20 protein-coding genes and 2 tRNA genes are annotated in these 22,195 nt (G+C 69.8%); 9 read left to right on the forward strand and 13 right to left on the reverse strand.

Annotated features, from left to right (window positions below):
- Window positions 1-357 precede the first annotated feature (357 nt).
- The 6 genes from ACWDS7_RS24930 to ACWDS7_RS24955 all read right to left on the reverse strand — a co-directional run bounded on the left by ACWDS7_RS24930 (window position 358) and on the right by ACWDS7_RS24955 (window position 8,914).
- On the reverse strand, window positions 358-2,943 hold the full coding sequence (locus tag ACWDS7_RS24930; protein ID WP_451931236.1) for a valine--tRNA ligase: 2,586 nt from the start codon (window positions 2,941-2,943) through the stop codon (window positions 358-360).
- 155 nt (window positions 2,944-3,098) lie between these two features.
- A complete protein-coding gene (clpX, locus tag ACWDS7_RS24935) occupies window positions 3,099-4,379 on the reverse strand; it encodes an ATP-dependent Clp protease ATP-binding subunit ClpX (protein ID WP_306866374.1) in 1,281 nt (426 codons plus the stop codon).
- Between the two features lie 193 nt (window positions 4,380-4,572).
- Window positions 4,573-5,217 (reverse strand): ATP-dependent Clp protease proteolytic subunit, encoded by a 645-nt coding sequence (locus ACWDS7_RS24940; RefSeq protein ID WP_306866373.1) that lies wholly within the window; start codon window positions 5,215-5,217, stop codon window positions 4,573-4,575.
- Window positions 5,218-5,228: 11 nt separating this feature from the next.
- Entirely contained in the window at window positions 5,229-5,873 is a 645-nt protein-coding gene (locus ACWDS7_RS24945; RefSeq protein WP_370879703.1) for a ClpP family protease, read from the reverse strand.
- A gap of 576 nt (window positions 5,874-6,449) precedes the next feature.
- Window positions 6,450-7,841, reverse strand: coding sequence for a trigger factor (tig, locus tag ACWDS7_RS24950; protein WP_306866372.1), 1,392 nt, complete (start codon window positions 7,839-7,841; stop codon window positions 6,450-6,452).
- 206 nt (window positions 7,842-8,047) lie between these two features.
- Complete coding sequence (locus tag ACWDS7_RS24955) at window positions 8,048-8,914, reverse strand: helix-turn-helix domain-containing protein (RefSeq protein WP_306866370.1); 867 nt, start codon at window positions 8,912-8,914, stop codon at window positions 8,048-8,050.
- Window positions 8,915-9,157: 243 nt separating this feature from the next.
- Between ACWDS7_RS24955 and ACWDS7_RS24960 the strand changes: the two genes are divergently transcribed.
- On the forward strand, window positions 9,158-9,667 hold the full coding sequence (locus ACWDS7_RS24960) for an ATP-binding protein (protein WP_451931237.1): 510 nt from the start codon (window positions 9,158-9,160) through the stop codon (window positions 9,665-9,667).
- A gap of 198 nt (window positions 9,668-9,865) precedes the next feature.
- Here the strand turns inward: ACWDS7_RS24960 and ACWDS7_RS24965 are convergent, their stop codons facing one another.
- Together ACWDS7_RS24965 and ACWDS7_RS24970 are read right to left on the reverse strand one after the other, a co-directional pair.
- Entirely contained in the window at window positions 9,866-10,081 is a 216-nt protein-coding gene (locus tag ACWDS7_RS24965; RefSeq protein ID WP_451931238.1) for a hypothetical protein, read from the reverse strand.
- A gap of 289 nt (window positions 10,082-10,370) precedes the next feature.
- A tRNA-Pro gene (locus ACWDS7_RS24970) sits at window positions 10,371-10,444 on the reverse strand.
- Between the two features lie 89 nt (window positions 10,445-10,533).
- Here ACWDS7_RS24970 and ACWDS7_RS24975 point away from each other — a divergent pair.
- Window positions 10,534-10,607: transfer RNA gene (locus ACWDS7_RS24975), tRNA-Gly, on the forward strand.
- A gap of 103 nt (window positions 10,608-10,710) precedes the next feature.
- Here the strand turns inward: ACWDS7_RS24975 and ACWDS7_RS24980 are convergent.
- Window positions 10,711-11,535 carry a leucine-rich repeat domain-containing protein gene (locus ACWDS7_RS24980; protein ID WP_451931239.1) on the reverse strand — a complete coding sequence of 275 codons (825 nt, stop codon included), beginning with the start codon at window positions 11,533-11,535 and terminating at the stop codon, window positions 10,711-10,713.
- A 274-nt stretch (window positions 11,536-11,809) separates the two neighbouring features.
- Here ACWDS7_RS24980 and ACWDS7_RS24985 point away from each other — a divergent pair, with 274 nt between their 5' ends.
- The 3 genes from ACWDS7_RS24985 to ACWDS7_RS24995 all read left to right on the forward strand — a co-directional run bounded on the left by ACWDS7_RS24985 (window position 11,810) and on the right by ACWDS7_RS24995 (window position 16,631).
- Window positions 11,810-13,195 (forward strand): TrpB-like pyridoxal phosphate-dependent enzyme, encoded by a 1,386-nt coding sequence (locus ACWDS7_RS24985; RefSeq protein ID WP_451931240.1) that lies wholly within the window; start codon window positions 11,810-11,812, stop codon window positions 13,193-13,195.
- A gap of 104 nt (window positions 13,196-13,299) precedes the next feature.
- Entirely contained in the window at window positions 13,300-14,913 is a 1,614-nt protein-coding gene (locus ACWDS7_RS24990) for a phytoene desaturase family protein (RefSeq protein WP_451931241.1), read from the forward strand.
- The gene (locus tag ACWDS7_RS24995) at window positions 14,910-16,631 is read left to right on the forward strand and encodes an ATP-binding SpoIIE family protein phosphatase (RefSeq protein WP_451931242.1); all 1,722 of its coding nucleotides are present in this window, start codon (window positions 14,910-14,912) and stop codon (window positions 16,629-16,631) included. Before ACWDS7_RS24990 ends, ACWDS7_RS24995 begins: the two co-directional genes overlap by 4 nt.
- Before the next feature lie 26 nt (window positions 16,632-16,657).
- On the opposite strand, the gene ACWDS7_RS25000 is transcribed toward ACWDS7_RS24995, so the two are convergent.
- A complete protein-coding gene (locus ACWDS7_RS25000) occupies window positions 16,658-16,807 on the reverse strand; it encodes a hypothetical protein (RefSeq protein ID WP_451931243.1) in 150 nt (49 codons plus the stop codon).
- A gap of 201 nt (window positions 16,808-17,008) precedes the next feature.
- Here ACWDS7_RS25000 and ACWDS7_RS25005 point away from each other — a divergent pair, with 201 nt between their 5' ends.
- Together ACWDS7_RS25005 and ACWDS7_RS25010 are read left to right on the forward strand one after the other, a co-directional pair.
- Complete coding sequence (locus ACWDS7_RS25005; RefSeq protein WP_451931244.1) at window positions 17,009-17,638, forward strand: TetR/AcrR family transcriptional regulator; 630 nt, start codon at window positions 17,009-17,011, stop codon at window positions 17,636-17,638.
- A 3-nt stretch (window positions 17,639-17,641) separates the two neighbouring features.
- Window positions 17,642-18,985 carry a dihydrolipoyl dehydrogenase family protein gene (locus tag ACWDS7_RS25010; RefSeq protein ID WP_451931245.1) on the forward strand — a complete coding sequence of 448 codons (1,344 nt, stop codon included), beginning with the start codon at window positions 17,642-17,644 and terminating at the stop codon, window positions 18,983-18,985.
- A 46-nt stretch (window positions 18,986-19,031) separates the two neighbouring features.
- Here the strand turns inward: ACWDS7_RS25010 and ACWDS7_RS25015 are convergent, their stop codons facing one another.
- A complete protein-coding gene (locus ACWDS7_RS25015) occupies window positions 19,032-20,087 on the reverse strand; it encodes an AI-2E family transporter (protein WP_306866349.1) in 1,056 nt (351 codons plus the stop codon).
- 156 nt (window positions 20,088-20,243) lie between these two features.
- Between ACWDS7_RS25015 and ACWDS7_RS25020 the strand changes: the two genes are divergently transcribed.
- The gene (locus ACWDS7_RS25020; RefSeq protein ID WP_451931246.1) at window positions 20,244-20,816 is read left to right on the forward strand and encodes a TIGR03086 family metal-binding protein; all 573 of its coding nucleotides are present in this window, start codon (window positions 20,244-20,246) and stop codon (window positions 20,814-20,816) included.
- Here the strand turns inward: ACWDS7_RS25020 and ACWDS7_RS25025 are convergent, their stop codons facing one another.
- Window positions 20,817-20,894, reverse strand: a complete 78-nt coding sequence (locus tag ACWDS7_RS25025; protein WP_370879797.1) for a 50S ribosomal protein bL37 — start codon at window positions 20,892-20,894, stop codon at window positions 20,817-20,819. It abuts the gene before it with no gap.
- Between the two features lie 66 nt (window positions 20,895-20,960).
- Window positions 20,961-21,497: a PepSY domain-containing protein gene (locus ACWDS7_RS25030; protein ID WP_451931247.1), complete on the reverse strand. Its 537-nt coding sequence runs from the start codon at window positions 21,495-21,497 to the stop codon at window positions 20,961-20,963.
- Window positions 21,498-21,562: 65 nt separating this feature from the next.
- On the opposite strand from ACWDS7_RS25030, the gene ACWDS7_RS25035 reads away from it, so the two are divergent.
- Window positions 21,563-22,159 carry an HD domain-containing protein gene (locus ACWDS7_RS25035; protein ID WP_451931248.1) on the forward strand — a complete coding sequence of 199 codons (597 nt, stop codon included), beginning with the start codon at window positions 21,563-21,565 and terminating at the stop codon, window positions 22,157-22,159.
- Window positions 22,160-22,195 lie beyond the last annotated feature (36 nt).

The following is a 22,195-nucleotide window of genomic DNA, read 5'->3' on the forward strand; positions in this document are numbered from 1 at the left end:
AGACTCGCCGAACCCGCTAGGATGTCGACCACTCCGCTTCCGGAGCAACCCTTCTAACTTACTCCGACATCCAGCTCTTGTCCAATCGTGCGGACAGGTCCGGATTATCGGTTTCAGTTCAGAGGGGGGTGCAGGAGCTCGCCCTGCCTGAAGAACTCTAGCAGTCCGCCCGGGTTCTCATGACCCACATCGCGGTAACAACTAGGTCTTCCCTGGGTCAGGGACCTTCAAACGCGTGAGCCCGGAGCCACCGGCTCCGGGCTCACTGGTCCGACCCTGCGCCCGCGATACGGCTGACGCACTTCAGACGCCTGCTCAGCTGTGCGGACACCCTCCGCCGCGTCGCAGGCGACCTGCTCAGCCGGCGGGGAGCGCCGCCAGCTGCGCGGCCAACCGCGTGATGTCCTGGTCGGCCTGGGCCGCCCGGGCCCGGACCTTGGCCACCACGTCGTCGGGCGCCTTCGACATGAACTGCTCGTTGCCGAGTTTGGCCGCCACCTGCGCGGCCTCCTTCTGCGCCACGGCGAGATCCTTCTCCAGGCGCTTGCGCTCGGCGGCGACATCGATCGTGCCCGCGGTGTCGATCTCCACGACGATCCCGCCGACGTCGAGGCGGGCAGTGGCCGCGAAGGACTCCGACGGCTGGTCGAGCCGGAGGAGCGACCGGACCGCCCCCTCGTGCGGGGCGAGAGCCGTACCGGCGAGCGACAGGCGGGCGGCGACCCGCTGACCAGGCTTGAGGCCCTGGTCGGAACGGAACCTGCGGACCTCGGTCACCAGGCCCTGGACCGCGAGGATCTCCTCCTCCGCGGCGGCGTCGCGCAGCGACTCCTGGACCACCGGCCACGGCGCGACCACGATCGACTCGCCTCCCGTGACCGCCCGCCACAGCTCTTCGGTGACGAACGGCACCAGCGGGTGGAGCAGCCGCAGGAGAGAGTCGAAGACATGGCCCAGCACGAGCCGGGTGTGCTCCTGCCCCGAGGCTATCTGGATCTTGGCGAGCTCCACGTACCAGTCGCAGACCTCGTCCCAGGCGAAGTGGTAGAGCAGATCGGAGATCTTGGCGAACTCGAACTCCTCGAAGGCCGCGTCCACCGACGCGACGATCTCCTGGAGCCGGGAGAGGATCCACCGGTCGGCCGCGGTCAGTTCCTCGACCGGGAGCTCGCCGACCGCCGCGCCGTTCATCAGCGCGAACCGGGTGGCGTTCCAGATCTTGTTGCAGAAGTTGCGGGAGCCTCCGGCCCACTCCTCACTGATCGCCACGTCGGAGCCGGGGTTGGCACCGCGCAGCAGCGTGAAGCGGGTCGCGTCGGCGCCGAAGCGCTCGACCCAGTCGAGCGGGTCCACCACGTTGCCGAACGACTTCGACATCTTCTTGCCGTACTGGTCGCGGACCATGCCGTGCAGGGCCACGGTCCGGAAGGGAGGCCGGCCGTCCATGGCGTAGAGGCCGAACATCATCATCCGGGCCACCCAGAAGAACAGGATGTCGTAGCCGGTGACCAGGACGGAGGTCGGGTAGAACTTGGCCAGCTCGGGTGTCTCGTCCGGCCAGCCCAGGGTGGAGAACGGCCACAGTCCGGAGGAGAACCAGGTGTCGAGGACGTCCGGGTCCTGGACGTAGCCGGCGGGCGGCTCCTCGTCCGGGCCGACGCAGACGACCTCGCCGGCCGGGCCGTACCAGACCGGGATCCGGTGACCCCACCACAGCTGCCGCGAGATGCACCAGTCGTGCATGTCGTCGACCCAGTCGAAGTAGCGCTTGGCCAGCTCCGGCGGATGGATCTTCGTCTGGCCGTCGCGGACCGCGTCACCGGCGGCCTTGGCCAGCGGGGAGACGTTGACGAACCACTGGAGCGACAGGCGGGGCTCCACCACGGTCTTGCAGCGCGAGCAGTGGCCGACCGAGTGGAGGTAGGGCCGCTTCTCGGCGACGATGCGGCCCTGCTGGCGCAGGGCGGCCACGACCGCGGGCCGGGCCTCGAAACGGTCGAGTCCCTGGAACGGGCCGTGCGCGGTGATCACACCGCGCTCGTCCATGACCGCGAGGGACGGCAGCGAGTGGCGGCGGCCGATCTCGAAGTCGTTCGGGTCGTGGGCCGGGGTGACCTTGACCGCACCGGTGCCGAAGGCGGGGTCGACGTGCTCGTCGGCCACGACCGGGATCCGGCGCCCGGTGAGCGGGAGCTCCACCTCACGTCCGACGAGGTGCGCGTAGCGCTCGTCGGACGGGTGCACGGCCACGGCGGTGTCACCGAGCATGGTCTCGGCGCGGGTGGTCGCGACGACGATGGAGTCTTCTCCCTCGCCGTAGCGGATCGAGACGAGCTCGCCCTCGTCCTCGCTGTGCTCCACCTCGATGTCCGACAGGGCGGTCAGGCAGCGCGGGCACCAGTTGATGATGCGCTCGGCGCGGTAGATGAGCCCGTCGTCGAAGAGCTTCTTGAAGATCGTCTGGACGGCGCGGGAGAGCCCGGGGTCCATGGTGAAGCGCTCGCGCGACCAGTCGACGCCGTCGCCGAGCTTCCTCATCTGGCCGAGGATCCGGCCGCCGGACTCCTCCTTCCACTGCCACACCCGCTCGACGAACGCCTCCCGGCCCAGGTCGTGGCGGGACAGGCCGTCCCTGGCGATCTCTCGCTCGACGACGTTCTGGGTGGCGATGCCGGCATGGTCCATGCCCGGCAGCCAGAGCGTCTCCTGACCGCGCATGCGGGCGCGGCGGGTCAGCGCGTCCTGGATCGAGTGGTCGAGGGCGTGGCCGATGTGCAGGACACCGGTCACGTTCGGCGGAGGCAGGACGATGCTGTACGGCTCGCGTTCGCTGCTCGGGTCCGCGGCGAAGTGTCCCTCCGACACCCAGCGCTCGTAGCTCCGGGTCTCCACGTCGGCAGGGGTGTACTGGGTAGGCAGCTCTGGCGTCGTCACGGTGTCCAATTCTAGGGATGTCCGGATGGTCGATGGCCCATGGCCGCAAGATCGGAGGCCGAGCGGCTGGAGCTCGCTCCCGGCGGTCGCTCCACCGGGCGGGGCCGGGAAACGACGGCGCCCCCGCAGAGGGTCTCTGCGGGGGCGCCGGAGGTGCGGACGGGTCAGGCGGACTTCTCCCGAGGCGTCCGCTGCTGCTTGTTGAGCTGGTCACGCGGCACGAGCGTCGGGTTGACGTGTTCGAGCACCGACTCGCGGGTGATGACGACGCGCGCCACGTCCTGGCGGGAGGGCACCTCGTACATCACCGACTGGAGGACCTCCTCCAGGATGGCCCGCAGGCCACGCGCGCCGGTGCCGCGCAGGATCGCCTGGTCGGCGATCGCCTCCAGGGCGTCGTCGGTGAACTCCAGCTCGACGTTGTCCAGTTCGAGCAGACGGCGGTACTGCTTGACCAGGGCGTTGCGCGGCTCGGTGAGGATCTGGATGAGCGCGTCGCGGTCGAGGTTGTGCACGCTCGTGATGACCGGGAGCCGGCCGACGAACTCGGGGATCATGCCGAACTTCAGCAGGTCCTCGGGCATGACGGCGCGGAAGATGTCAGAGGTGTCGACGTCTTCCTTGGAGTGGATGATGGCGTTGAAGCCGATGCCCTTGCGGCCGACCCGGGACTCGATGATCTTTTCGAGGCCGGCGAAGGCACCACCGCAGATGAAGAGCACGTTGGTGGTGTCGATCTGGATGAACTCCTGGTGAGGGTGCTTGCGCCCGCCCTGGGGCGGCACGCTCGCCGTGGTGCCCTCCAGTATCTTCAGCAGGGCCTGCTGCACGCCCTCACCGGAGACGTCCCTGGTGATCGAGGGGTTCTCGCTCTTGCGAGCGATCTTGTCCACCTCGTCGATGTAGATGATGCCGGTCTCGGCCTTCTTGACGTCGTAGTCAGCGGCCTGGATCAGCTTGAGAAGTATGTTCTCGACGTCCTCGCCCACGTAGCCCGCCTCCGTCAGGGCGGTGGCGTCGGCGATGGCGAACGGCACGTTCAGCATCTTCGCCAACGTCTGGGCGAGCAGTGTCTTGCCGGAACCCGTCGGGCCCAGGAGCAGGATGTTGGACTTGGCCAGTTCGAGGCCGTCGTCACGCCCGCGCTCACCGGACTGCACCCGCTTGTAGTGGTTGTACACCGCCACCGAGAGAGCCTTCTTCGCCTGGTCCTGACCGATGACGTAGGCGTCGAGGAACTCGTAGATCTCCCTCGGCTTCGGCAGACTGTCCCACTTGAGCTCGGAGGATTCGCTGAGCTCCTCTTCGATGATCTCGTTGCAGAGATCGATGCACTCATCGCAGATGTATACGCCGGGCCCGGCGATGAGCTTCTTGACTTGCTTCTGGCTCTTCCCGCAGAAAGAGCACTTCAGCAGGTCTCCCCCGTCGCCGATGCGTGCCACCCCAGATACTCCTTTGCGTGGGACCGCCCTGGCTGCCGCGGTCCGTTTCTTCCGACCGGTCCGATACCCGGTGCGGAAAGTCATCCCGCTCAGGTTTCGACGTTACCGTCTTCTGAGCCCTCAGTGAGCCCCCTAGCGGCGAGTCGCACCGGAACGTGCCCAATTGGGCACCGTTCCGGTGCGATACGGCTCATTAAGAGGCTATGGCCTTGGCGAGCTTCTTGCGGGACGGGATGATGTCGTCGATCAGCCCGTACGCCTTGGCCTCCTCAGAATTGAGGATCTTGTCGCGCTCGATGTCCTTGCGGATCGCGTCGGGGTCCTTGCCCGAGTGCTGGGCCAGGATCGACTCGAGCTGCGAGCGCATCCGCAGGATCTCCCGCGCCTGGATCTCGATGTCGCTGCCCTGGCCGCCGCCCTCGGTGGAGGGCTGGTGGATCAGGATGCGGGCGTTCGGCAGGGCGAAGCGCTTGCCCGGCGTGCCGCCGGCCAGCAGCACCGCCGCGGCGGACGCCGCCTGTCCCAGGCAGACCGTCTGGATCTCCGGACGGACGAACTGCATCGTGTCGTAGATCGCCGTCATGGCGGTGAACGAACCGCCCGGCGAGTTGATGTAGATGCTGATGTCACGGTCGGGGTCGAGCGACTCGAGCGTCAGCAGCTGCGCCATGACGTCGTTGGCCGAAGCGTCGTCGACCTGCACGCCGAGGAAGATGATGCGGTCCTCGAACAGCTTGGCATACGGGTTCATCTCCCGCATGCCGTACGACGTGCGTTCGGTGAAGGACGGAAGAACGTAACGGCCGTTGATGTCTCCCGGCCGGATCAACTCACTCACCTTGTGCCCTTTCAGGAGACGGCGCCCGAGGAGGGCACCTGTCGAGCGCTGCGCACGACCTGGTCGATGAAACCGTAGTCCTTGGCCTCCTCGGCCGTGAACCAGCGGTCGCGGTCGGAGTCGGCCTCGATCTGGTCCAGGCTCTGACCGGTGTGGAAGGCGATGCGCTCGGCAAGGGTCTTTTTGACGTAGAGCATCTGCTCCGCCTGGATGGCGATGTCGGCGGCGGTGCCGCCGATGCCTCCGGACGGCTGGTGCATCATGATGCGGGCGTGCGGCAGGGCGTAACGCTTGCCCTGTGCGCCGGCGCAGAGGAGGAACTGGCCCATGGAAGCGGCCAGGCCCATCGCGACCGTGCACACGTTGTTCGGCACGTATTCCATCATGTCGTAAATCGCCATGCCGGCGGTCACTGATCCGCCTGGCGAGTTGATGTAGAGCCAGATGTCCCGGTCGGGATCGTCCGCGGCGAGCAGGAGCAGCTCGGCGCAGATTCGGTTGGCGATCTCGTCGTTGACCTGAGTGCCCAGCACGATGATGCGCTCACGCAGCAGCCGCTGGTAGAGCTGGTCTTCGAGCCTGAACGAGCCGTTCGACTGGCTCATCGACTCGGGCCCGGAGCCGGTCGGCTGGTAGAAGGTCGGCGGGCTGGTCACAGCGTCACCTTCCGATGCGTCGTAATCGATTGGCTTTGCTTGTGACCTTAACGCGCGCCGCCTACCGGACATGCCCCCTCCACGTGCTGTTCGCTGACGGCGCATGCTCATCACCCCGTATCGGACTCTTTCCCGCGGCCCCTCGGATCCAGTTTCCGCCCGTGACCCCCAGCGTGTCGACACCGGTCCGGCCCACGTGCCGCGGCCCCGTGAAGGCCGGTCCAGGGGGTGCCGTACGGCCCCGTAGGGGGGATGGCCGGGGGCACGCGGCCTCGGGGAGGACCGGGCCGGAGGCGTCCGGCCGGCTCCCGCTCCCCTCCGCGGCGGCGGCCGGGTCTCTCCCTCCGGCCGGGATCGCGGCACACCCGGCCGGGATCGCGGCACACCCGGCCCGGACGGCGGCGCTCGCCCGGTCCGGACCGCGGCTCGCCGGACCGGGAGCGGAGGAGCCCTCAGGACCGTCCAGGGAATCGCTCGCCCCTGACCGGTCCCCGAGGTGCGGCGGGGGCCGGAGACGCCGGACGCCCCCCGCCGTGCCGGGCACGGCGGGGGGCGTCGGGTGCGTCGTGGCGGGGCCTACTTGGCCTCAGCCTCAGCCTCGGCCTCGGCGGGCTCGTCAGCCGCCTCCTCCGCGGGCTGCTCACCGTTGATCTCGGTGTAGATGGCCTTGAGGTCCACCTCGTTGCCGGCCTCGTCGGTCACCTTGGCCGCGTCGCCGATGAGGCTCTTGGCCTTGTCGCGGACGATCTCGACCATGGCCAGCGTGAGCTGGTCGCTGTCGGCGAGGTGCTGGGCGAGGGTGTTCGGGGCGACGTTCATCTGCATGGCGCGCTGCACCACGAAGTTGGTCAGCTCCTGCTCGCTGACGCCGAGCTCCTCGGACTTGACGATCTTGTCGAGGACGAAGCCGGTCTTGAGCGCCTTGGCCGCGCTCTCGTCGAACTCGGCGAAGCGCTCCTCCTCGGTGGTCTGGTAGAGGCGGAAGAACGCCTCCTTGCTCAGGCCACTCTCGGCGATCTGGTGCTCGAGGTTGTGCTTGCGGCTGTCGACCTCGCGCTCGAACGCGCTGTCCGGCAGCGGGATGTCGATCTTGGCGAGGAGCGCCTCCAGGGCGTTCTCCCGGGCCTTGACGACCTGCTCGATCAGCTTGTTGCGGCGGGCCTGCTCGCGGACGCTGTCCTTGAGCTCGTCGAGGGTGTCGAACTCGCTGGCGAGCTGGGCGAACTCATCGTCGAGCTCGGGGAGGACCTTCTCCTTGACGCTCTTGATGGTGATGGTGACCACGGCCTCCTCGCCGGCGTTCTCGCCGCCGACCAGGTTGGTGGTGAACTCCTTGGTGTCACCGGCGGACATGCCGACCAGCGCGTCGTCGAGGCCCTGCAGCACCGAGCCGGCGCCGACCTCGTAGGAGACGTCGTTGGCCTGCTGCTCCTCGATGTTCACACCGTCGATCGCGGCGGCGAGGTCCATGACGACGTAGTCGCCGTTGGCCGCGGCGCGCTCGACGCCGGTCAGCGTGGCGAAGCGCTGGCGCAGGCCGTCGAGCTGGGCCTCGACGTCCTCGTCGGACACCTCGGCGACCGGGACGGTGACCTCGATGCCCTGGTAGTCGGGGACGTCGAAGTTCGGGCGGATGTCCACCTCGGCGGTGAACTCGACCTGCTCGCCGTCATCGATCTTGGTGACCTCGATCTCCGGCGGGCTGACCGGGAAGAGGTCGCTCGCGTCGACGGCCTGGCCGTACAGCTTCGGCACGGCGTCGTTGAGGGTCTCCTCCAGCACCACCGCGCGGCCGAAGCGCTGCTCGATGATCCGGGCCGGAACCTTGCCGGGGCGGAAGCCGGGGACGCGCACCTGCTGCGCGACCTTCTTGTACGCCGCCTGCAGGCTCTCGCCGAGCTCCTCGAACGGCACCTCGACAGTGAGCTTGACCCGAGTCGGGCTGAGCTCCTCCACAGCGGTCTTCACGGGGTGGTCTCCTTGATCAAGCTTCGAGTGATCGCGGGCGCGTCAAGTCGTACGGCTACCGCGGCAAGCTCGCGCGCCGCGCCCACATGAGCGGCACCGGGCACAGCCGTCGAGATGCGAGATTAGGGCATGCTCCACTGTGGCGGGTGTCCAGCGCCGCTGGCCAGTCTAGGGCAGACCTACACCTCGGGGCGACCGCCGCTCGTTCAGTTCTCCTTGACGATGCGCCGCAGGATGTCGGTGGTCTCGCCCGGGGTGGTGCTCACCGCGCACAGCCGTTCCATGACCTCGCTGTAGCGGTCGACTTCCTCTCGTTTGTCGAGGTAGAGGGCGCTGGCGAGCTGCTCGACGTATACCACGTCGGGGAGCTCGTGATCCTGGAAGCGCAGCACGCTGAAGGCCCCGCCCTCGGCGCTGTGGCCGCCGAAGCTGAACGGCATCACCTGAATCGTGATGTTGGGCCGGCGCATGAGGTCGAGCAGGTGTTCCAGCTGCGCCCTCATCACCTCCGCGCCGCCGATGGGGCGCCGCAGCGCGGCCTCGTCGATGACCGCCCAGAAGAACGGCCCGTCGGGCCGGTTGAGCACCTGCTGGCGTTCCATCCGCAGGTCGACGCGGCGTGTGATCTCCTCGGGGGCGATCCCGGCGCTCCCCGCGGTGATGACCGCCCTGGCGTATTCCTCCGTCTGGAGCAGGCCCGGCACGAACTGCACCTCGTAGGTGCGGATCCGGGACGCCGCCTCCTCCAGGCCGACGTAGGTCTGGAACCACGAGGGCAGCAGGTCGTTGAAGCGGTGCCACCAGCCGGGCTCGTTCGCCCTCAGCAGGAGGTCCATCACCGCCGAGCGGGCCGCCTCGTCCTCCACCCCGTAGAAGGTGAGCAGGTCGGCGACGTCGCGTTCGCGCAGGCCGACCCGGCCGAGCTCCATTCTGCTGATCTTGGATTCGGAGCCCCGGATGAGATGGCCCGCCTCTTCTCGCGACAGCCCCTTGGCCTCGCGCAGCCGGCGCAGTTGGGAGCCCAAAAGGATACGCAGAGCTGTGGGACCTGATCCCTGTTGAACCTGCGTCACTTCGCCTCCCTCTTCACTTGGGCCAGCGCACACAGTGTCACCACTTCCGGCCGCGATGACAAGGTCCCATCCCCGTGTCCGATTCGCCAACGTGATGTCATAACCGCCCATGCGGCTGCACATTGCAACTGCACGTGCATTTGGGTCTTGCAGCGGACGTTCCGGTGACCCATGATGGCCTAGTGCATATTGGGCTTATGGTGCACAGGCTCTGAAAACTCACAACTGGCACGGAGACTCACGATGACAGCGGGAGGTACCGGCAGGATGGTGGAGGAGCCAAAATCGGCTGCCGACTACCTGCAGGCGACTCGCGACGTCGGCTTCGACGAACTGCTCGCGGCCAACCACTCCGGCGCCACGGCCTGCCCGCTCCCTCGGCAGGCCGACTCGGTGAAGACCGCCCGGGACGTGACCCGGTCCACGTTGAGCGACTGGGGATTGTCGGAACTGAGCGATGACGCAGCGCTAGTGGTTTCGGAACTGGTCACGAATGCGGTCCGTTACGCACTGTGTCCGACCAGTCAGCCCGAGACCACCCCGATCACCCTGATGCTGCTGCACCTGTCGCCCCACGTGCTCCTGGCCGTGGCCGACCCCAGCAACGAGGTCCCCACCCCCAAGGAGCCCGACTTCATCTCCGAGAACGGCAGGGGCCTCTACATCGTGGAGACCTACAGCCAGTGCTGGGGCTGGGACCACCTCAACCGTGGCGGCAAGGCCGTCTGGGCCCTCTTCAGCGGCACCGTCTGACCCTCGCGGTCCTTCCGTACGGCGCCGCTGACCCTCACAGCAATTTCCCGTACGGCACCGTCTGGCCCTCACGGCGCATCCGCACGGCAGACCTGAATCCTCGCGGCACATCCCGCACGGCGCCGTTGACCCTCGCGGCACGTCCCACGACAGCCGCCCGGCCCGCCCGCCGTACATCCCGCCGGGCCGTCGCCCGGCCTACTCCACGAGTTTGTGCAGGGCCATGGTGACCCCACCGGCCGCGCCGCAGCCGCTCAGGGCGGCCAGCGGGAGCGGGACGTCTCCCAGGACCAGCAGGGTGGCCGCGCCGATGCCGGCCACCAGACCGGTGGCGAGTATCACCGCGACCCTCAGGGAGATCAACGACGAGCGCTGGGAGCCGCCGGATTCGGACGGCCCGCTGGGTATGGTCATGGACGCTTCCTCCGTGGAGAGGGCCGGACGGCTCCCCGTGCCGGCGGGGGGCCGTCGCCGGTTGTGACGGCCGTGCCGTGTCCCCTGCGGGGACCGGGCGAAGGTATCGACGACTTTCTGCCCGGCTCGACCACGGGAAATTCATCGAGCGACACAACATTCGCTCTTTTGTTCGACTTCTTGACCTTGGCATGCCGTACGCGGGGGGCGAGCCCCTCCAGCCGGTCCCCCGGAAGACAGATGAGGCCGTTTCCGGAGATCGGAAACGGCCTCTGTCTGCCACTACGTGTCGGGGTGACAGGATTTGAACCTGCGGCCCCCTGCTCCCAAAGCAGGTGCGCTACCAAGCTGCGCCACACCCCGTCCCGCCGGGTACGCGCTCGCTCCGGAACTCCGGTACGATTACGCCCTGACGACCGGATGAAGTCTAGACCAGACTGACACCGGCTCGCGCGGACGTAGCTCAATGGTAGAGCCCCAGTCTTCCAAACTGGCTACGCGGGTTCGATTCCCGTCGTCCGCTCCAACGAGAAAAGGTCAGGTCAGCCCATATGCGGCGACCTGGCCTTTTCGCTTCTCCAAAACTTCAGGATCTTTCGGGCCCGTCGACGGGTCAGCCGGCGACGGTGCTACCGCGGAGTCTTGGCGCGATGGCGCAGCCATTTGGGGAGGCCGGTCAGCAGGTCGCGCTCCAGGCGGAACCGGGTGAGGGCGGTGAGGTCGCCCAGCGAGCCGGGAAGGCCGGTCAGCTGGTTGCCCTCCAGGTAGAGCTCGGTGAGGGCGGTGAGGCCGCCCAGCGACTCGGGCAGGCTGGTCAGCCGGTTGTTCTGCAGGAAGAGGTGTCGGAGGGCGGTGAGGCCGCCCAGCGACTCGGGCAGGCTGGTCAACCGGTTGTTCATCAGGATGAGCGAGGTGAGGGCGGTGAGGTCGCCCAGCGACTCGGGCAGGCTGGTCAGCCGGTTGATTCCCAAGTAGAGGCGTTGGAGGGCGGCGAGGCCGCCCAGCGACTCGGGGATCTCGGTCAGCTGGTTCTTGCTCACGATGAGCTCGGTGAGGGCGGTGAGGTTCCCCAGCGAGTCAGGGAGGCCGGCGAGCTGATTCCCTTGCAGGTAGAGACACTTGAGGGAGGTGAGGCCGCCCAGCCACTCAGGGACCTCGGTCAACCGGTTGCCGTACACGTCGAGCGAGACGAGGGCGGTGAGACCGCCCAGCGACTCGGGCAGGCTGGTCAGCTCAGCATCCAGACGGAGATGGGTGAGGGCGGTGAGGTCACTCAGCCGCTCGGGGACGCTGGTGAGGTTCAGGCGGAGCTCGCGCAGGTGGGTCAGTTCACGCAGTTGCCCAGGCGGCGCGTCCAGAGGTATGTCGCTCAGATCGAGCACGTCCGATCCGTTCCGCAGGCACTTGTTGATCCGCAGTACAGCGGCTCTTGGGAGCTTCTTGTCCCCTGTCATGACTCCTCTTCCCGAGGTCACCGATTCTTCTCTTTCCCGAGGTCACCGGCTCTTCCCGAGGTCACCGGCGTGACTCGGCCCGGCCGCACCGGCCCCGAACGGTCCGGTCGGCCGTCGGTGCCGGACCCGGCGGCCGGCGATCACTCTAGGCAGAGGCGTTGGAGGCCGACTTGTGGATCACTGGCGTAGCCTCTCCTGACGCCGGGGCGTGGAGTGTGGACCACCGAGGGCGATCGCGTGGACACTGGGTGGAGCCGATCCGTGGAGGCGCACGATGACCGGAGCCACCCGAGTCCTGCTCGACGAGTCCCGCACCCCCCGCACCTGGTACAACATCGTGGCCGACCTCCCCGTGCCGCCACCGCCGCCGCTGCGTCCGGACACCTCGCAGCCCGTCGGGCCGGACGACCTCGCACCGCTGTTCCCGATGGAGCTGATCGCCCAGGAGGTCTCCACCGAGCGGTTCATCGCCATCCCGGAGAGCGTCCGTGACGTCTACCGGCTCTGGCGGCCCACGCCGCTGATCCGCGCGCACCGGCTCGAACGCGCCCTCGGCACCCCGGCGAGGATCTACTACAAATACGAGGGCGGCTCGCCCGCGGGCTCGCACAAGCCGAACACCGCCGTCCCGCAGGCCTACTACAACGCGCGGCAGGGGATCAGGCGGCTCACCACGGAGACCGGGGCCGGCCAGTGGGGCACGGCGCTGGCGTTCGCGTGCGCGCAGTACGGCATCGAGTGCGAGATCTGGATGGTGCGCGCCTCCTACGACCAGAAGCCGCACCGCAGGAGCCTGATGCGGGTCTACGGCGCGACCGTGCACGCCAGCCCCTCTCCGCTGACCGTGTCGGGCCGGAACGTCCTGGCCGAGCGGCCCGACTCGCCGGGCAGCCTGGGCATCGCGATCAGTGAGGCCGTCGAGGTGGCCGGATCCGGCCCCGAGGTCCGCTACGCCCTCGGCAGCGTGCTCAACCATGTGCTGCTGCACCAGACGGTGATCGGCGAGGAGGCGATCGAGCAGCTGGCCGCGTTCGGCGAGGTGCCCGATGTGATCGTGGGCTGCACCGGCGGCGGCTCCAACTTCGCCGGGCTGGCCTTCCCCTTCCTGCGGGAGAAGCTGGCCGGGCGGATGGACCCGGTGGTCCGGGCGGTGGAGCCGGAGTCCTGCCCGTCGCTCACCCGGGGCGTCTACGCCTACGACTTCGGCGACGCCGCCGGATTCACGCCGCTGCTGAAGATGCACACGCTCGGCCACGCCTTCGTCCCCGATCCGATCCACGCGGGCGGCCTGCGCTACCACGGCATGTCCCCCCTGCTGTCGCACATGTACGAGCTGGGCATGTTCGAGGCGGTGGCCAAGGGCCAGCGCGAGTGCTTCGAGGCGGGGCTGCGTTTCGCCCGGACCGAGGGGATCGTCCCGGCGCCCGAGCCGGCCCACGCGCTGGCCGAGACCATCGCCGAGGCACTGCGATGCAAGGAGAGCGGCGAGCCGAAGGTCCTGCTGACCGCGCTCTGCGGGCACGGGCACTTCGACCTGAGCGCCTATGATCGCCATCTGGCCGGGGAGCTGGAGGACTACGCGCTCCCCCAGGACCGGATCGACGCGGCGCTGGCCGGGCTGCCCGTCCTGGAGTCGCCCGGATCTTCAGGACAATCTTGACGGCAGCGTCACAGATCGGGACCATGCTATTGAGATCAAGAAATATCCAGAAATCTCCGTCAAACCCGGACCCGAGCGTAGATCGTTCTTTACGATTCTCCTGAATGGCAGTCAAGGCGCAGGAGGAGAACGTGGCGGGGTTCGACGGCGTGATCATCGGCGGCGGTCACAACGGGCTCACGTGCGCCGCCTATCTCGCCAAGGCGGGCCTGTCCGTCGCGGTCGTCGAGCGCAACGACGAGGCCGGCGGCGGCTGCAGCACCCAGGAGCTGACCCTCCCCGGATTCCGGCACAACACCCACAGCAGCTACCACTTCCTGGAAGAGGGCCCGGTCCCGGCCGACCTCGAACTCCAGCGCCACGGCCTGCGCTACGTGTATCCCGAGACCCAGCACTCCACGATCTTCAGGGACGGCCGCGCGGTCACGGTCTACACCGACGCCAAGCGCACCGCCGAGTCCTTCGCCCGCTTCTCCCAGGCCGACGCCGACCGGTGGCTGGAGCTGCACGGGCGCTACGCCGAGGCGGCCAGGGGCCTGATGAACGGCTTCCTGTACTCCAGGCCGCTGCCGCCGCACGTGCTCGCCGAGCGGCTCCAGGGCGACCTGGGCCGGGACCTGCTGAGCTACATGCCCCTGTCGCTGTATGAGGCGGTGGACAGGAATTTCGAGAGCGAGCAGGTCAGGGTGCTGTTCAAGTCCTTCCTGCACGCGATCTCGATCGAGGACGTGCCCGGGACCGGCGGCTTCTTCCCCCGCCTGCTCTCCCGCATCGCCAGGCTCGGCGTGCCGGTGGGCGGCTCGGTGAACGTCGCGAACGCGCTGCGCGCCGTCATCGAGGAGCACGGCGGCACCGTGATCACCGGCGCGCACGCCGACCGGATCCTGGTCGACGACGGCCGGGCCGTCGGGGTCAGGCTGGCCACGGGCGACGTCCTGAACGCTCGGCGGTTCGTGGCCAGCGCGGTGGACGCCCCCCAGACGGTACGGCTGGCGGGCCCGGAGAACTTCGGCTCGGAGATCGCGGCCAAGGTGGAGAACTACAAGTGGGCCGGGCACAGCCTGGTCACCCTGCACCTCGCGCTGGAGGAGGCGCCGCGCTACCGGGCGGCCGAGTTCGAGCCCGATGTGGACCGGGCCTTCCTGGTCGTCCTGGGCGCCGACGACAGCGAGCAGCTCGGCCGTACCTTCGACCAGATCCACCAGGGGCGGCTGCCCGACCGGCTGGCGGGCAACGGCGCCTGCCCCTCGCTGTTCGACCCCTCCTACGCCCCGGACGGCAAGCACGTGGCCTTCTGGTGGCCGTGGGCCCCCTACGACCTCGGCGGCGACCCGGGCAACTGGGATCGGCGGCGTGAGGAGATCGGTGAGCGGCTGCTCGCCGAGTGGTCCGAATACGCCCCCAACCTCGCCGGAGGCGCCGTGTTAGGCAAACGGGTCTTCTCCCCGCTCGACATCGAGCGGCACTGCGTCAACATGGTGCGCGGCAGCCACCACGTCGGCGCCTACGAGCCCGCCCAGCTGGGCGGCAACCGGCCGGTCCCCGAGCTCGGGCAGTACCGCACCCCGATCGACGGCCTCTATCTCTGCGGGGCGAGCAGCCACCCCGGCGGCTCGGTCTCGGCGGCCCCCGGCTACAACGGCGCCAACGTCATCGCCGAGGACCTTGAGCTCACGACCTGGTGGACCCCGGTCCCGGCCCCCCGGTGGAGCGAGTGAACCGCCGGTTCGTCGCCAAGGACCCGGCGGCCGCGGCACCCCGGATGAGCAGCCCCGCCACCATGCACGAGCAGCTCTCGCTGCTCAACGCGGCGAGCAAGCGGATCGGCAGCACGCTGGACATGTTCGAGACCGGCAGGGAGCTGATGGACGTCGCCGTACCGCGCTTCGCGGACGCGGCGGGCATCCTCGTGCAGGACCGGCTGATGACCGACGGCGAGTTCCCGCAGCGCAGCACCGACGGCACGGCGCTGGTGCGGCGGATCGCGGTCGGCGTGTCCGACCCGGCGCCCGGCGAGTACGCCAAGGCGTTCCCGGTGGACGAGGTCGCCGTCTACGAGGCGTGGACCCCCTACGCCAGGTGCATGGCCACCGGCAACCCGATCCTCTACCCCCGCCTGGGCCGCCGGACCGCCGAGGAGATCGGGCGGTTCTGGAAGCGCGACTCGGTGTCCAAGGTGCTGGAGGACAGCTCGTTCCTGGTCGTCCCGCTGAAGGCGCGCGGCCGGGTGCTGGGCTTCGTCATCTTCACCCGCAGGCCCGACAGCGACCCCTTCGAGGAGCAGGACATCGCCCTCGCCGAGGAGCTGGCGGCCAGGACCGCGGTCTGCCTGGACAACGCCCGGCTCTACAACCGCGAGCGCCGTACCGCCCTGACCCTGCAGAGCAGCCTGCTCCCCGCCGACCTCTACCAGCCGCTGGGCCTGACGATCGCCTCCCGCTACCTGCCCGCCAGCGACCTGGTGGGGGTGGGCGGCGACTGGTACGACGTGATCCCGCTGCCCGGCTGCCGGGTCGCCCTCGTGGTCGGCGACGTCATGGGGCACGGCATCAGGGCGGCAGCCACGATGGGCCAGCTGCGCACGGCCGCCCGCACGCTGGCCAGCCTCGACCTCAGCCCGGCCGAGGTGCTGTTCCGGCTCAACCGGATGAGCCAGGACCTGGACGCCACCCAGATCGCGACGTGCGTCTACGCCACCTACGACCCGGTCACGCGGACCTGCGCGATCGCCTCGGCGGGACACGTGCCGCCGATCCTGGTACGGCCCGGCGGCAAGCCCGAGCTGCTGGAGCTGCCGCCGGGGCTCCCCCTGGGCATCGGCAACGACCCGGTCGAGATGCGCGAGCTCGTCCTCCCGCACGACGCCGTCCTCGCCTTTTACACCGACGGCCTGGTGGAGAGCCGCGACCGGGACATCGACGAGGGCATCGGCATGGTGTGCGACCTGCTCGCCGGCCGTAACCAGGACCTGGAAGAGGTCTGCGACCTCACGATCGACGCCCAGCGCCCGGGACACGAGCGCGACGACATCGCGCTGCTGCTGGCCAGGGTGCGCGAGCTGGGCGAGGACGACGTCGTCGACATCGCCCTGTCCTCCGACCCCCGCTCGGCCTCCACCGCCCGCCGGTTCGTCCGCGCCACCCTGACCGAGTGGCGGCTGGACGCGATCGCCGACGCCACCGAGCTCATGATCAGCGAGCTGGTCACCAACGCGATCAAGCACGGCTCCGGCACGGTCGGGCTGCGTCTGCTCCGCGGTCCGACGCTGGTGTGCGAGGTGACCGACCGTTCCCTGGCGATGCCGGTCATGCGCGAGGCGGGCAGCGAGGACGACACCGGCCGCGGGCTCCACCTCATCAACTGGCTCGCCCACCGCTGGGGCTCCCGTCTGACGCCCAAGGGCAAGGTCGTCTGGGTGGAGCAGAGCCTGCCGTGAGGCGCGGGGTCACGTGAGGCGCGGGGTCAGGAGAAGGCCCTGCGCCTCAGGGCCGGCAGGCGCCGGGCAGCGCGGAGGAAGGTCTTGAAGCCGGTCCGGGCGACGGCGTTGTCGTCCACGGACTGCCTGGCGGCCCCGGGGGAGTCGCGCACGGCCGCGTAGCCGTACTCGCGCATCCAGGCCTCGTGGTCCGCGACGGCCGCGACGTGCTCCCGCCCGCCTTGCGCAGGCCCTGCGCAAGGCGGAGTCCGCCGATGCCGCCGCCGAAGATCGCGACCCGCTGCCCTGCCACGGCCCCACTGTCAACCGGGCGGATGAAAACGTCAACCAGAAGGTTGATAGATTCATCCATTTGGGTGACGGTGTTACGGTAAGACATGGACAAGACCCCTCGCCGCGCTCCGGCCGAACGGCGGCGCGACCCCGAGCGCACCCGGGAGCGCATCATCGAGGCCGCCAGGGCCGAGTTCTCCGCCAAGGGGTTCGCCGGAGCCAGGGTCAGTGAGATCGCCGCCCGGGCCGGGGTGAACAAGCAGCTCATCTCCTACTACTTCGGCGGCAAGGAAGGGCTGCTCAAGGCGCTCACCTCCCGGTGGCACAGCCGGGAGAGCGCCTCCGCCGGGGCCTCGTTCCCGCTGACCGAGCTCGTGCGCTTCCACGTCAGGGCGACCGTCAGCGACCGCGACTCCGCCAGGATCCTCATCTGGGAGGGGCTGGAGGAGAGCGGCGGCGAGAGCGCCGCGGTGGCGGAGGACATGCGGCGCGACGTCGAGGACATGCGGCGGCGGCAGCGGGCGGGCGAGTTCCCCGACGACCTCGACCCCGCCCACCTGCTGCTCATGCTCTTCTCCGCCTCGAACGCCGGGGCGGTCTTCCCCCAGGTGGCCCGTGCGATCTGCGGCGAGGACCCGGCCTCCGAGGAGTTCGCCGAGCGGTACGGCGAGCAGCTCGCCCGCCTGCTCGGCCACCTCCGAAACGTTCCCACGTCCGACGAAGGGCAAGGTTGAGGCATGGAATTCGACATCATCGTGCTGGGCACGGGTCCGGGCGGCGAGGACGCCGCCGGACGGCTGGCCGAGGCCGGCCTCCAGGTGGCCGCCGTCGAGGCGGCCCTGGTCGGGGGCGAGTGCCCCTACTGGGGGTGCATACCGTCCAAGATGATGATCCGCGCGGCCGACCTGCTCACCGAGGGCAGGCGCGTACCGGGGCTGGCGGGCGACTCGACGGTCTCACCCGACTGGGCCCAGGTGGCCGAGCGGATCCGCAAGGAGGCCACCGACGGCTGGAACGACCAGGTCGCCGCCGACCGGCTCACCGGCAAGGGCGCCCGCCTGGTCAGGGGAGCGGCGAAGATCACCGGTCCTGGCGAGGTCACCGTGGACGGCCAGGTGCTGCGGGCCCGCCGGGGCATCGTGGTCGCCACCGGCTCGCAGCCCGCCGTGCCGCCGATCGAGGGGCTGCGGGAGACCCCCTACTGGACCAACCACCACGCGATCGAGACCGAGAAGGCACCTGAGTCCCTGATCGTGCTGGGCGGCGGGGCGATCGGGGCCGAGCTCGGCCAGGTGTTCTCCCGGTTCGGCACGGCGGTGACCGTGGTGGAGGGCGCGGACCGGCTGCTGCCGCTGGAGGAGCCGGAGGCGAGCGCGCTGATCACCGAGGTGTTCGAGGCCGAGGGCATCCAGGTGCGGACCGGCGCCAGGGCCCGGCGGGTGAGCCACGACGGCTCGGCGTTCACGCTGGAGGTCGAGGACGGCCCCGCCGTCCGTGCCGAGCGGCTGCTGGTGGCCACCGGGCGCCGCTCGGACCTCAGGGCGCTGGGCGTCGGCGCGGTCGGGCTCGACGAGTCGGCCCGGTCGATCGAGACCGACGGGCGGATGCGCGCGGCCGAGGGGGTCTGGGCGCTGGGCGACGTGACGGGCAAGGGCGCCTTCACGCACATGTCGATGTACCAGGCCGACATCGTGGTGCGCGACATCCTCGGTGAGCCCGTCCACGACGCGGAGTACCACGCGGTGCCCCGGGTGACCTTCACCGATCCCGAGATCGGCTCGGTCGGGCTGTCGGAGGCCCAGGCCAGGGAGCAGGGCCTGGAGGTGCGGACCGCCCTGACCCGGATCCCGGACTCGACCAGGGGCTGGATCCACCGGGCGGGCAACGAGGGGTTCGTCAAGCTCGTCGCCGCCGACGGCGTCCTGGCCGGCGCGACCAGCGCCGGCCCGGTCGGCGGCGAGGTGCTGAGCATGCTCACCCTGGCCGTGCACGCCAGGATCCCGGTCCGCCGCCTCCGCGAGATGATCTACGCCTACCCGACCTTCCACCGTGCGGTGGAGGCCGCGCTGAAGGAGCTCTGAGCCGGCTCCGTGGAGCGCGCCGGGCGGGCCCGGCCGGACCCGGCCGTCAGGGGCGGCCGGCTGTCCGGCCGCTGACCAGGGGGATGGCCCAGCGTGTCACGGGGTCGGAGTCGAGCAGCAGCGCACGCGCCAGGGCGCTGAGCGGGACCGCCAGAATCGCCCCCAGGGCGCCGAGGACGTAGGTCCACACGAGCAGGGACAGGATGGTGACCGTGGTGGACAGCCCGGCGGACTCGCCGGTGAACTTGGGCTGGATCAGCGACTGGATGACGAAGTTCAGCACCGAGTAGACGGCCACCACGGCCACCATCGCGCCCGGCCCGGAGTCCAGCAGCGCCAGCAGCGCGGGCGGGAGGAGCCCCAGGACGAACCCGATGTTGGGGATGTAGTTGGTGATGAGCGCCAGCAGACCCCACAGCAGCGGCAGCGGCACTCCCATGATCCACAGGGCGATGGCGTCGAGCACCGCCACGATCAGCCCGAAGACGGTGGAGACGATCAGATAGTTGCAGGTCCCCCGGGCGAACTCGCCCAGCGCACCGACCATGTGGGGCCGCGAGGCCCGCAGCGACCTGACCGCGTCGTGCGCCGCGGTGGCGTCCAGGCTCATCCCGAACAGCAGCAGCGTGATCAGGACGAGCGCCGAGCCGACGCCGAACAGGCCGCCCAGGAAACTCTGGACCAGGCCGATGAGCGAGCCGGGGTCGAGCTTGCTCATCGCCGACCTGACCTGCTCCTGGGTGATGCCGAGGTGGTCGATCTCCCGGGCGATCGAGTCGAGCAGCCGCTGGTACTGACCGGCGTAGGAGGGCAGCAGCGCCACGAGCTGCGCCACCGAGACGACCAGCGCGCCGACCAGCGCGACGAGCAGCAGCAGGACCGTGAGCAGCGGGACCGTGACCAGCACCCACGGCCTGGCGCCCCGGCGGCGCAGCCAGACCCGCAGCGGGCTCACCGCGACGGTGAGGACGAGCGCCAGGAAGGCCGGGCCGGCGATGTCGGCCACCGCCCTGACCCCGGCCAGCGCCACCACCGCGGCGGCCAGCCCGATCACCAGCCTGAAGCCGCGCGAGAATCCAGCCGATCCGGATGCTTCCCCCATGGATGACACTATGGCGCGGCGCGCTCACGCAGAGCGCCAACCGCGCCGCCGCGCCCCCGGAGCACTCCTGCCCGCGCGCGCCGTCCGGTCCGGCCCACGGTCGCGATGACTCCGTACGACTCAGGAGTTACGGTCGAAATGACGACTCGGGAGGACATGATGACTATCGACATACGTGAGGCCTACCGACGCACGCTGGACGACTTCGGCGCTCTTGTGCACCGGATCAAGCCCGAGCAGTGGGGGAACAGGACGCCGTGTGTGGACTGGGACGTGCGCGCGCTGGTCAACCATGTGGTCGGGGAGAACCGCTGGGCTCCGGAGCTGCTCGCCGGACGGACCGTCGCCGAGCTCGGCGACGCCTTCGACGGCGACCTGCTCGGTGACGACCCGCTGAAGGCGTTCGACACCTCGGCGGTGGCCGCCGCCCAGGCGGCGGCCGGGGAGGGGTCCCTGACCCGCACCGTCCACCTGTCGTTCGGCGACGTGGCCGGGGAGGAATACATCACCGAGCTGTTCGCCGACGCCCTCATCCACACCTGGGACCTGGCCCGCGCCATCGGCGCCGACGAGCGGCTCGACCCCGAGCTGGTCGAGACCTGCGCGGTCTGGTTCGCCCGCACGGAGGAGGGCTACCGCCAGGCCGGCGTCATAGGAGAGCAGCAGCCGGTGGCCTCGGACACCGACCCCCAGACCAGGCTGCTCGCCTCGTGGGGCCGCCGCAGCTAGCTAGCGGGCCGTCGGCCGTCGGCCGTGGTTGGCCTTCCGCTTCCTGCGTGCCCGGCTCTTACGTGCCCGTCTGCCCATGCCGACCGCCCCTCTGCGTAGGGTCCGGCCTTCACATTCCTCCTCGGAGGCATGCCGTACAAGGGCTCAAGGGACGATTCTCGTGGCGGCGGTGGCCGCGTTCACCTCGATCTTCCTGGTCCGCCCGGCCGGGTCGACCGCCTCCATCGCCCAGACCACCCCGCCGCGTCTCTCCTCCAGTCCCGCGGCGGTGATCCAGCCGCCCGGCACGGCCTTGGCCGCGGCCTCCCGCGCCCCGGCGACGCCGATCTCGTCGCCGGCGACGAGGTGCGCCGCCGTGCCGGCGGCCTCGGGGTCGGCGGCCTGTCTGTCGACCACCTTCCCGGTGGTCGCGTCCACCCGCAGCTCGGCCAGCACCCCGTCGCCGCCCAGGACCGCCGCCAGCCACACGATCGGCGGCTGCGGGCCGTACAGGTGGAGTCTCGTGACCCGCCCGCCCCGGCCGTCCCTGGCCGCGATGCCGGCGGCCTCGTCGAAGGCGACCGGGGGCGGGGTGAACAGGGCGCTGGGCGTGGGGGCGGGCGGGGGCGACGACGCCGTGCCGCCGCCGTTCCCGCAGGCGGTGACGGTGATCAGGACGAGCAGGACAGAGGTCAGTCGCATGACCGGATCCTCACCGTTCGCGGGGTGGCCGACACGAGCGCTGACCATGGTTTTAGGCTCCCCGCATGAGCGCAGAGCTGATGGACCGCTGGCGGTCCCTGGCCGGGCCCGAGGCCGAGGGCCTCGGGCGGGACCTGATCGCCCGCTACGGCGAGCCGCACCGCAGGTATCACACGGCCGACCATCTGGAGGCCGTGCTGGCCCACATCGACACACTGGCGGGGAGCGCGGCCGATCCCGACCTCGTACGGCTCGCGGCCTGGTTCCACGACGCCGTCTACGACCCGCACCGCAGCGACAACGAGGAGCGCAGCGCCCGGCTGGCCGAGCGCATGCTGCCCGAGATGGGGCTGCCCGCCGGAGCGGTCGCCACGGTGGCCCGGCTGGTCAGGCTCACCGCCACCCACGACCCCGCCCCCGGCGACGCGGACGGCGCCGTGCTGTGCGACGCCGACCTGGCGATCCTGGCCGCTCCGCCGGAGATCTACGCGGCCTACGCGGCGGCCGTGCGCCAGGAGTACTCCTTCGTCCCCGACGACGCCTTCCGGGAGGGCCGGGCGGCGGTGCTGCGCGCGCTGCTCGACCTGCCGGCGATCTTCAAGATCGCCGATCTCGAAGCCTCGGCCAGGGCGAACATCCATGCCGAGCTTGAGCGGCTGTGAGCAGCTATTCACCAGAATTCAACACCGATCACCCAG

The sequence above is a fragment of the Streptosporangium sp. NPDC003464 genome, assembly GCF_053588315.1.

Bases quoted from the DNA above. Each gene is read 5' to 3' on its own strand.
- ACWDS7_RS24960 (WP_451931237.1), top strand. From the start codon at position 9,158: ATGACAGCGGGAGGTACCGGCAGGATGGTGGAGGAGCCAAAATCGGCT.
- ACWDS7_RS24965 (WP_451931238.1), bottom strand. From the start codon at position 10,081: ATGACCATACCCAGCGGGCCGTCCGAATCCGGCGGCTCCCAGCGCTCG.
- ACWDS7_RS24980 (WP_451931239.1), bottom strand. From the start codon at position 11,535: ATGACAGGGGACAAGAAGCTCCCAAGAGCCGCTGTACTGCGGATCAAC.
- ACWDS7_RS24985 (WP_451931240.1), top strand. From the start codon at position 11,810: ATGACCGGAGCCACCCGAGTCCTGCTCGACGAGTCCCGCACCCCCCGC.
- ACWDS7_RS24990 (WP_451931241.1), top strand. From the start codon at position 13,300: ATGGCAGTCAAGGCGCAGGAGGAGAACGTGGCGGGGTTCGACGGCGTG.
- ACWDS7_RS25000 (WP_451931243.1), bottom strand. From the start codon at position 16,807: ATGCGCGAGTACGGCTACGCGGCCGTGCGCGACTCCCCCGGGGCCGCC.
- ACWDS7_RS25005 (WP_451931244.1), top strand. From the start codon at position 17,009: ATGGACAAGACCCCTCGCCGCGCTCCGGCCGAACGGCGGCGCGACCCC.
- ACWDS7_RS25010 (WP_451931245.1), top strand. From the start codon at position 17,642: ATGGAATTCGACATCATCGTGCTGGGCACGGGTCCGGGCGGCGAGGAC.
- ACWDS7_RS25015 (WP_306866349.1), bottom strand. From the start codon at position 20,087: ATGGGGGAAGCATCCGGATCGGCTGGATTCTCGCGCGGCTTCAGGCTG.
- ACWDS7_RS25020 (WP_451931246.1), top strand. From the start codon at position 20,244: ATGATGACTATCGACATACGTGAGGCCTACCGACGCACGCTGGACGAC.
- ACWDS7_RS25025 (WP_370879797.1), bottom strand. From the start codon at position 20,894: ATGGGCAGACGGGCACGTAAGAGCCGGGCACGCAGGAAGCGGAAGGCC.
- ACWDS7_RS25030 (WP_451931247.1), bottom strand. From the start codon at position 21,497: ATGCGACTGACCTCTGTCCTGCTCGTCCTGATCACCGTCACCGCCTGC.
- ACWDS7_RS25035 (WP_451931248.1), top strand. From the start codon at position 21,563: ATGAGCGCAGAGCTGATGGACCGCTGGCGGTCCCTGGCCGGGCCCGAG.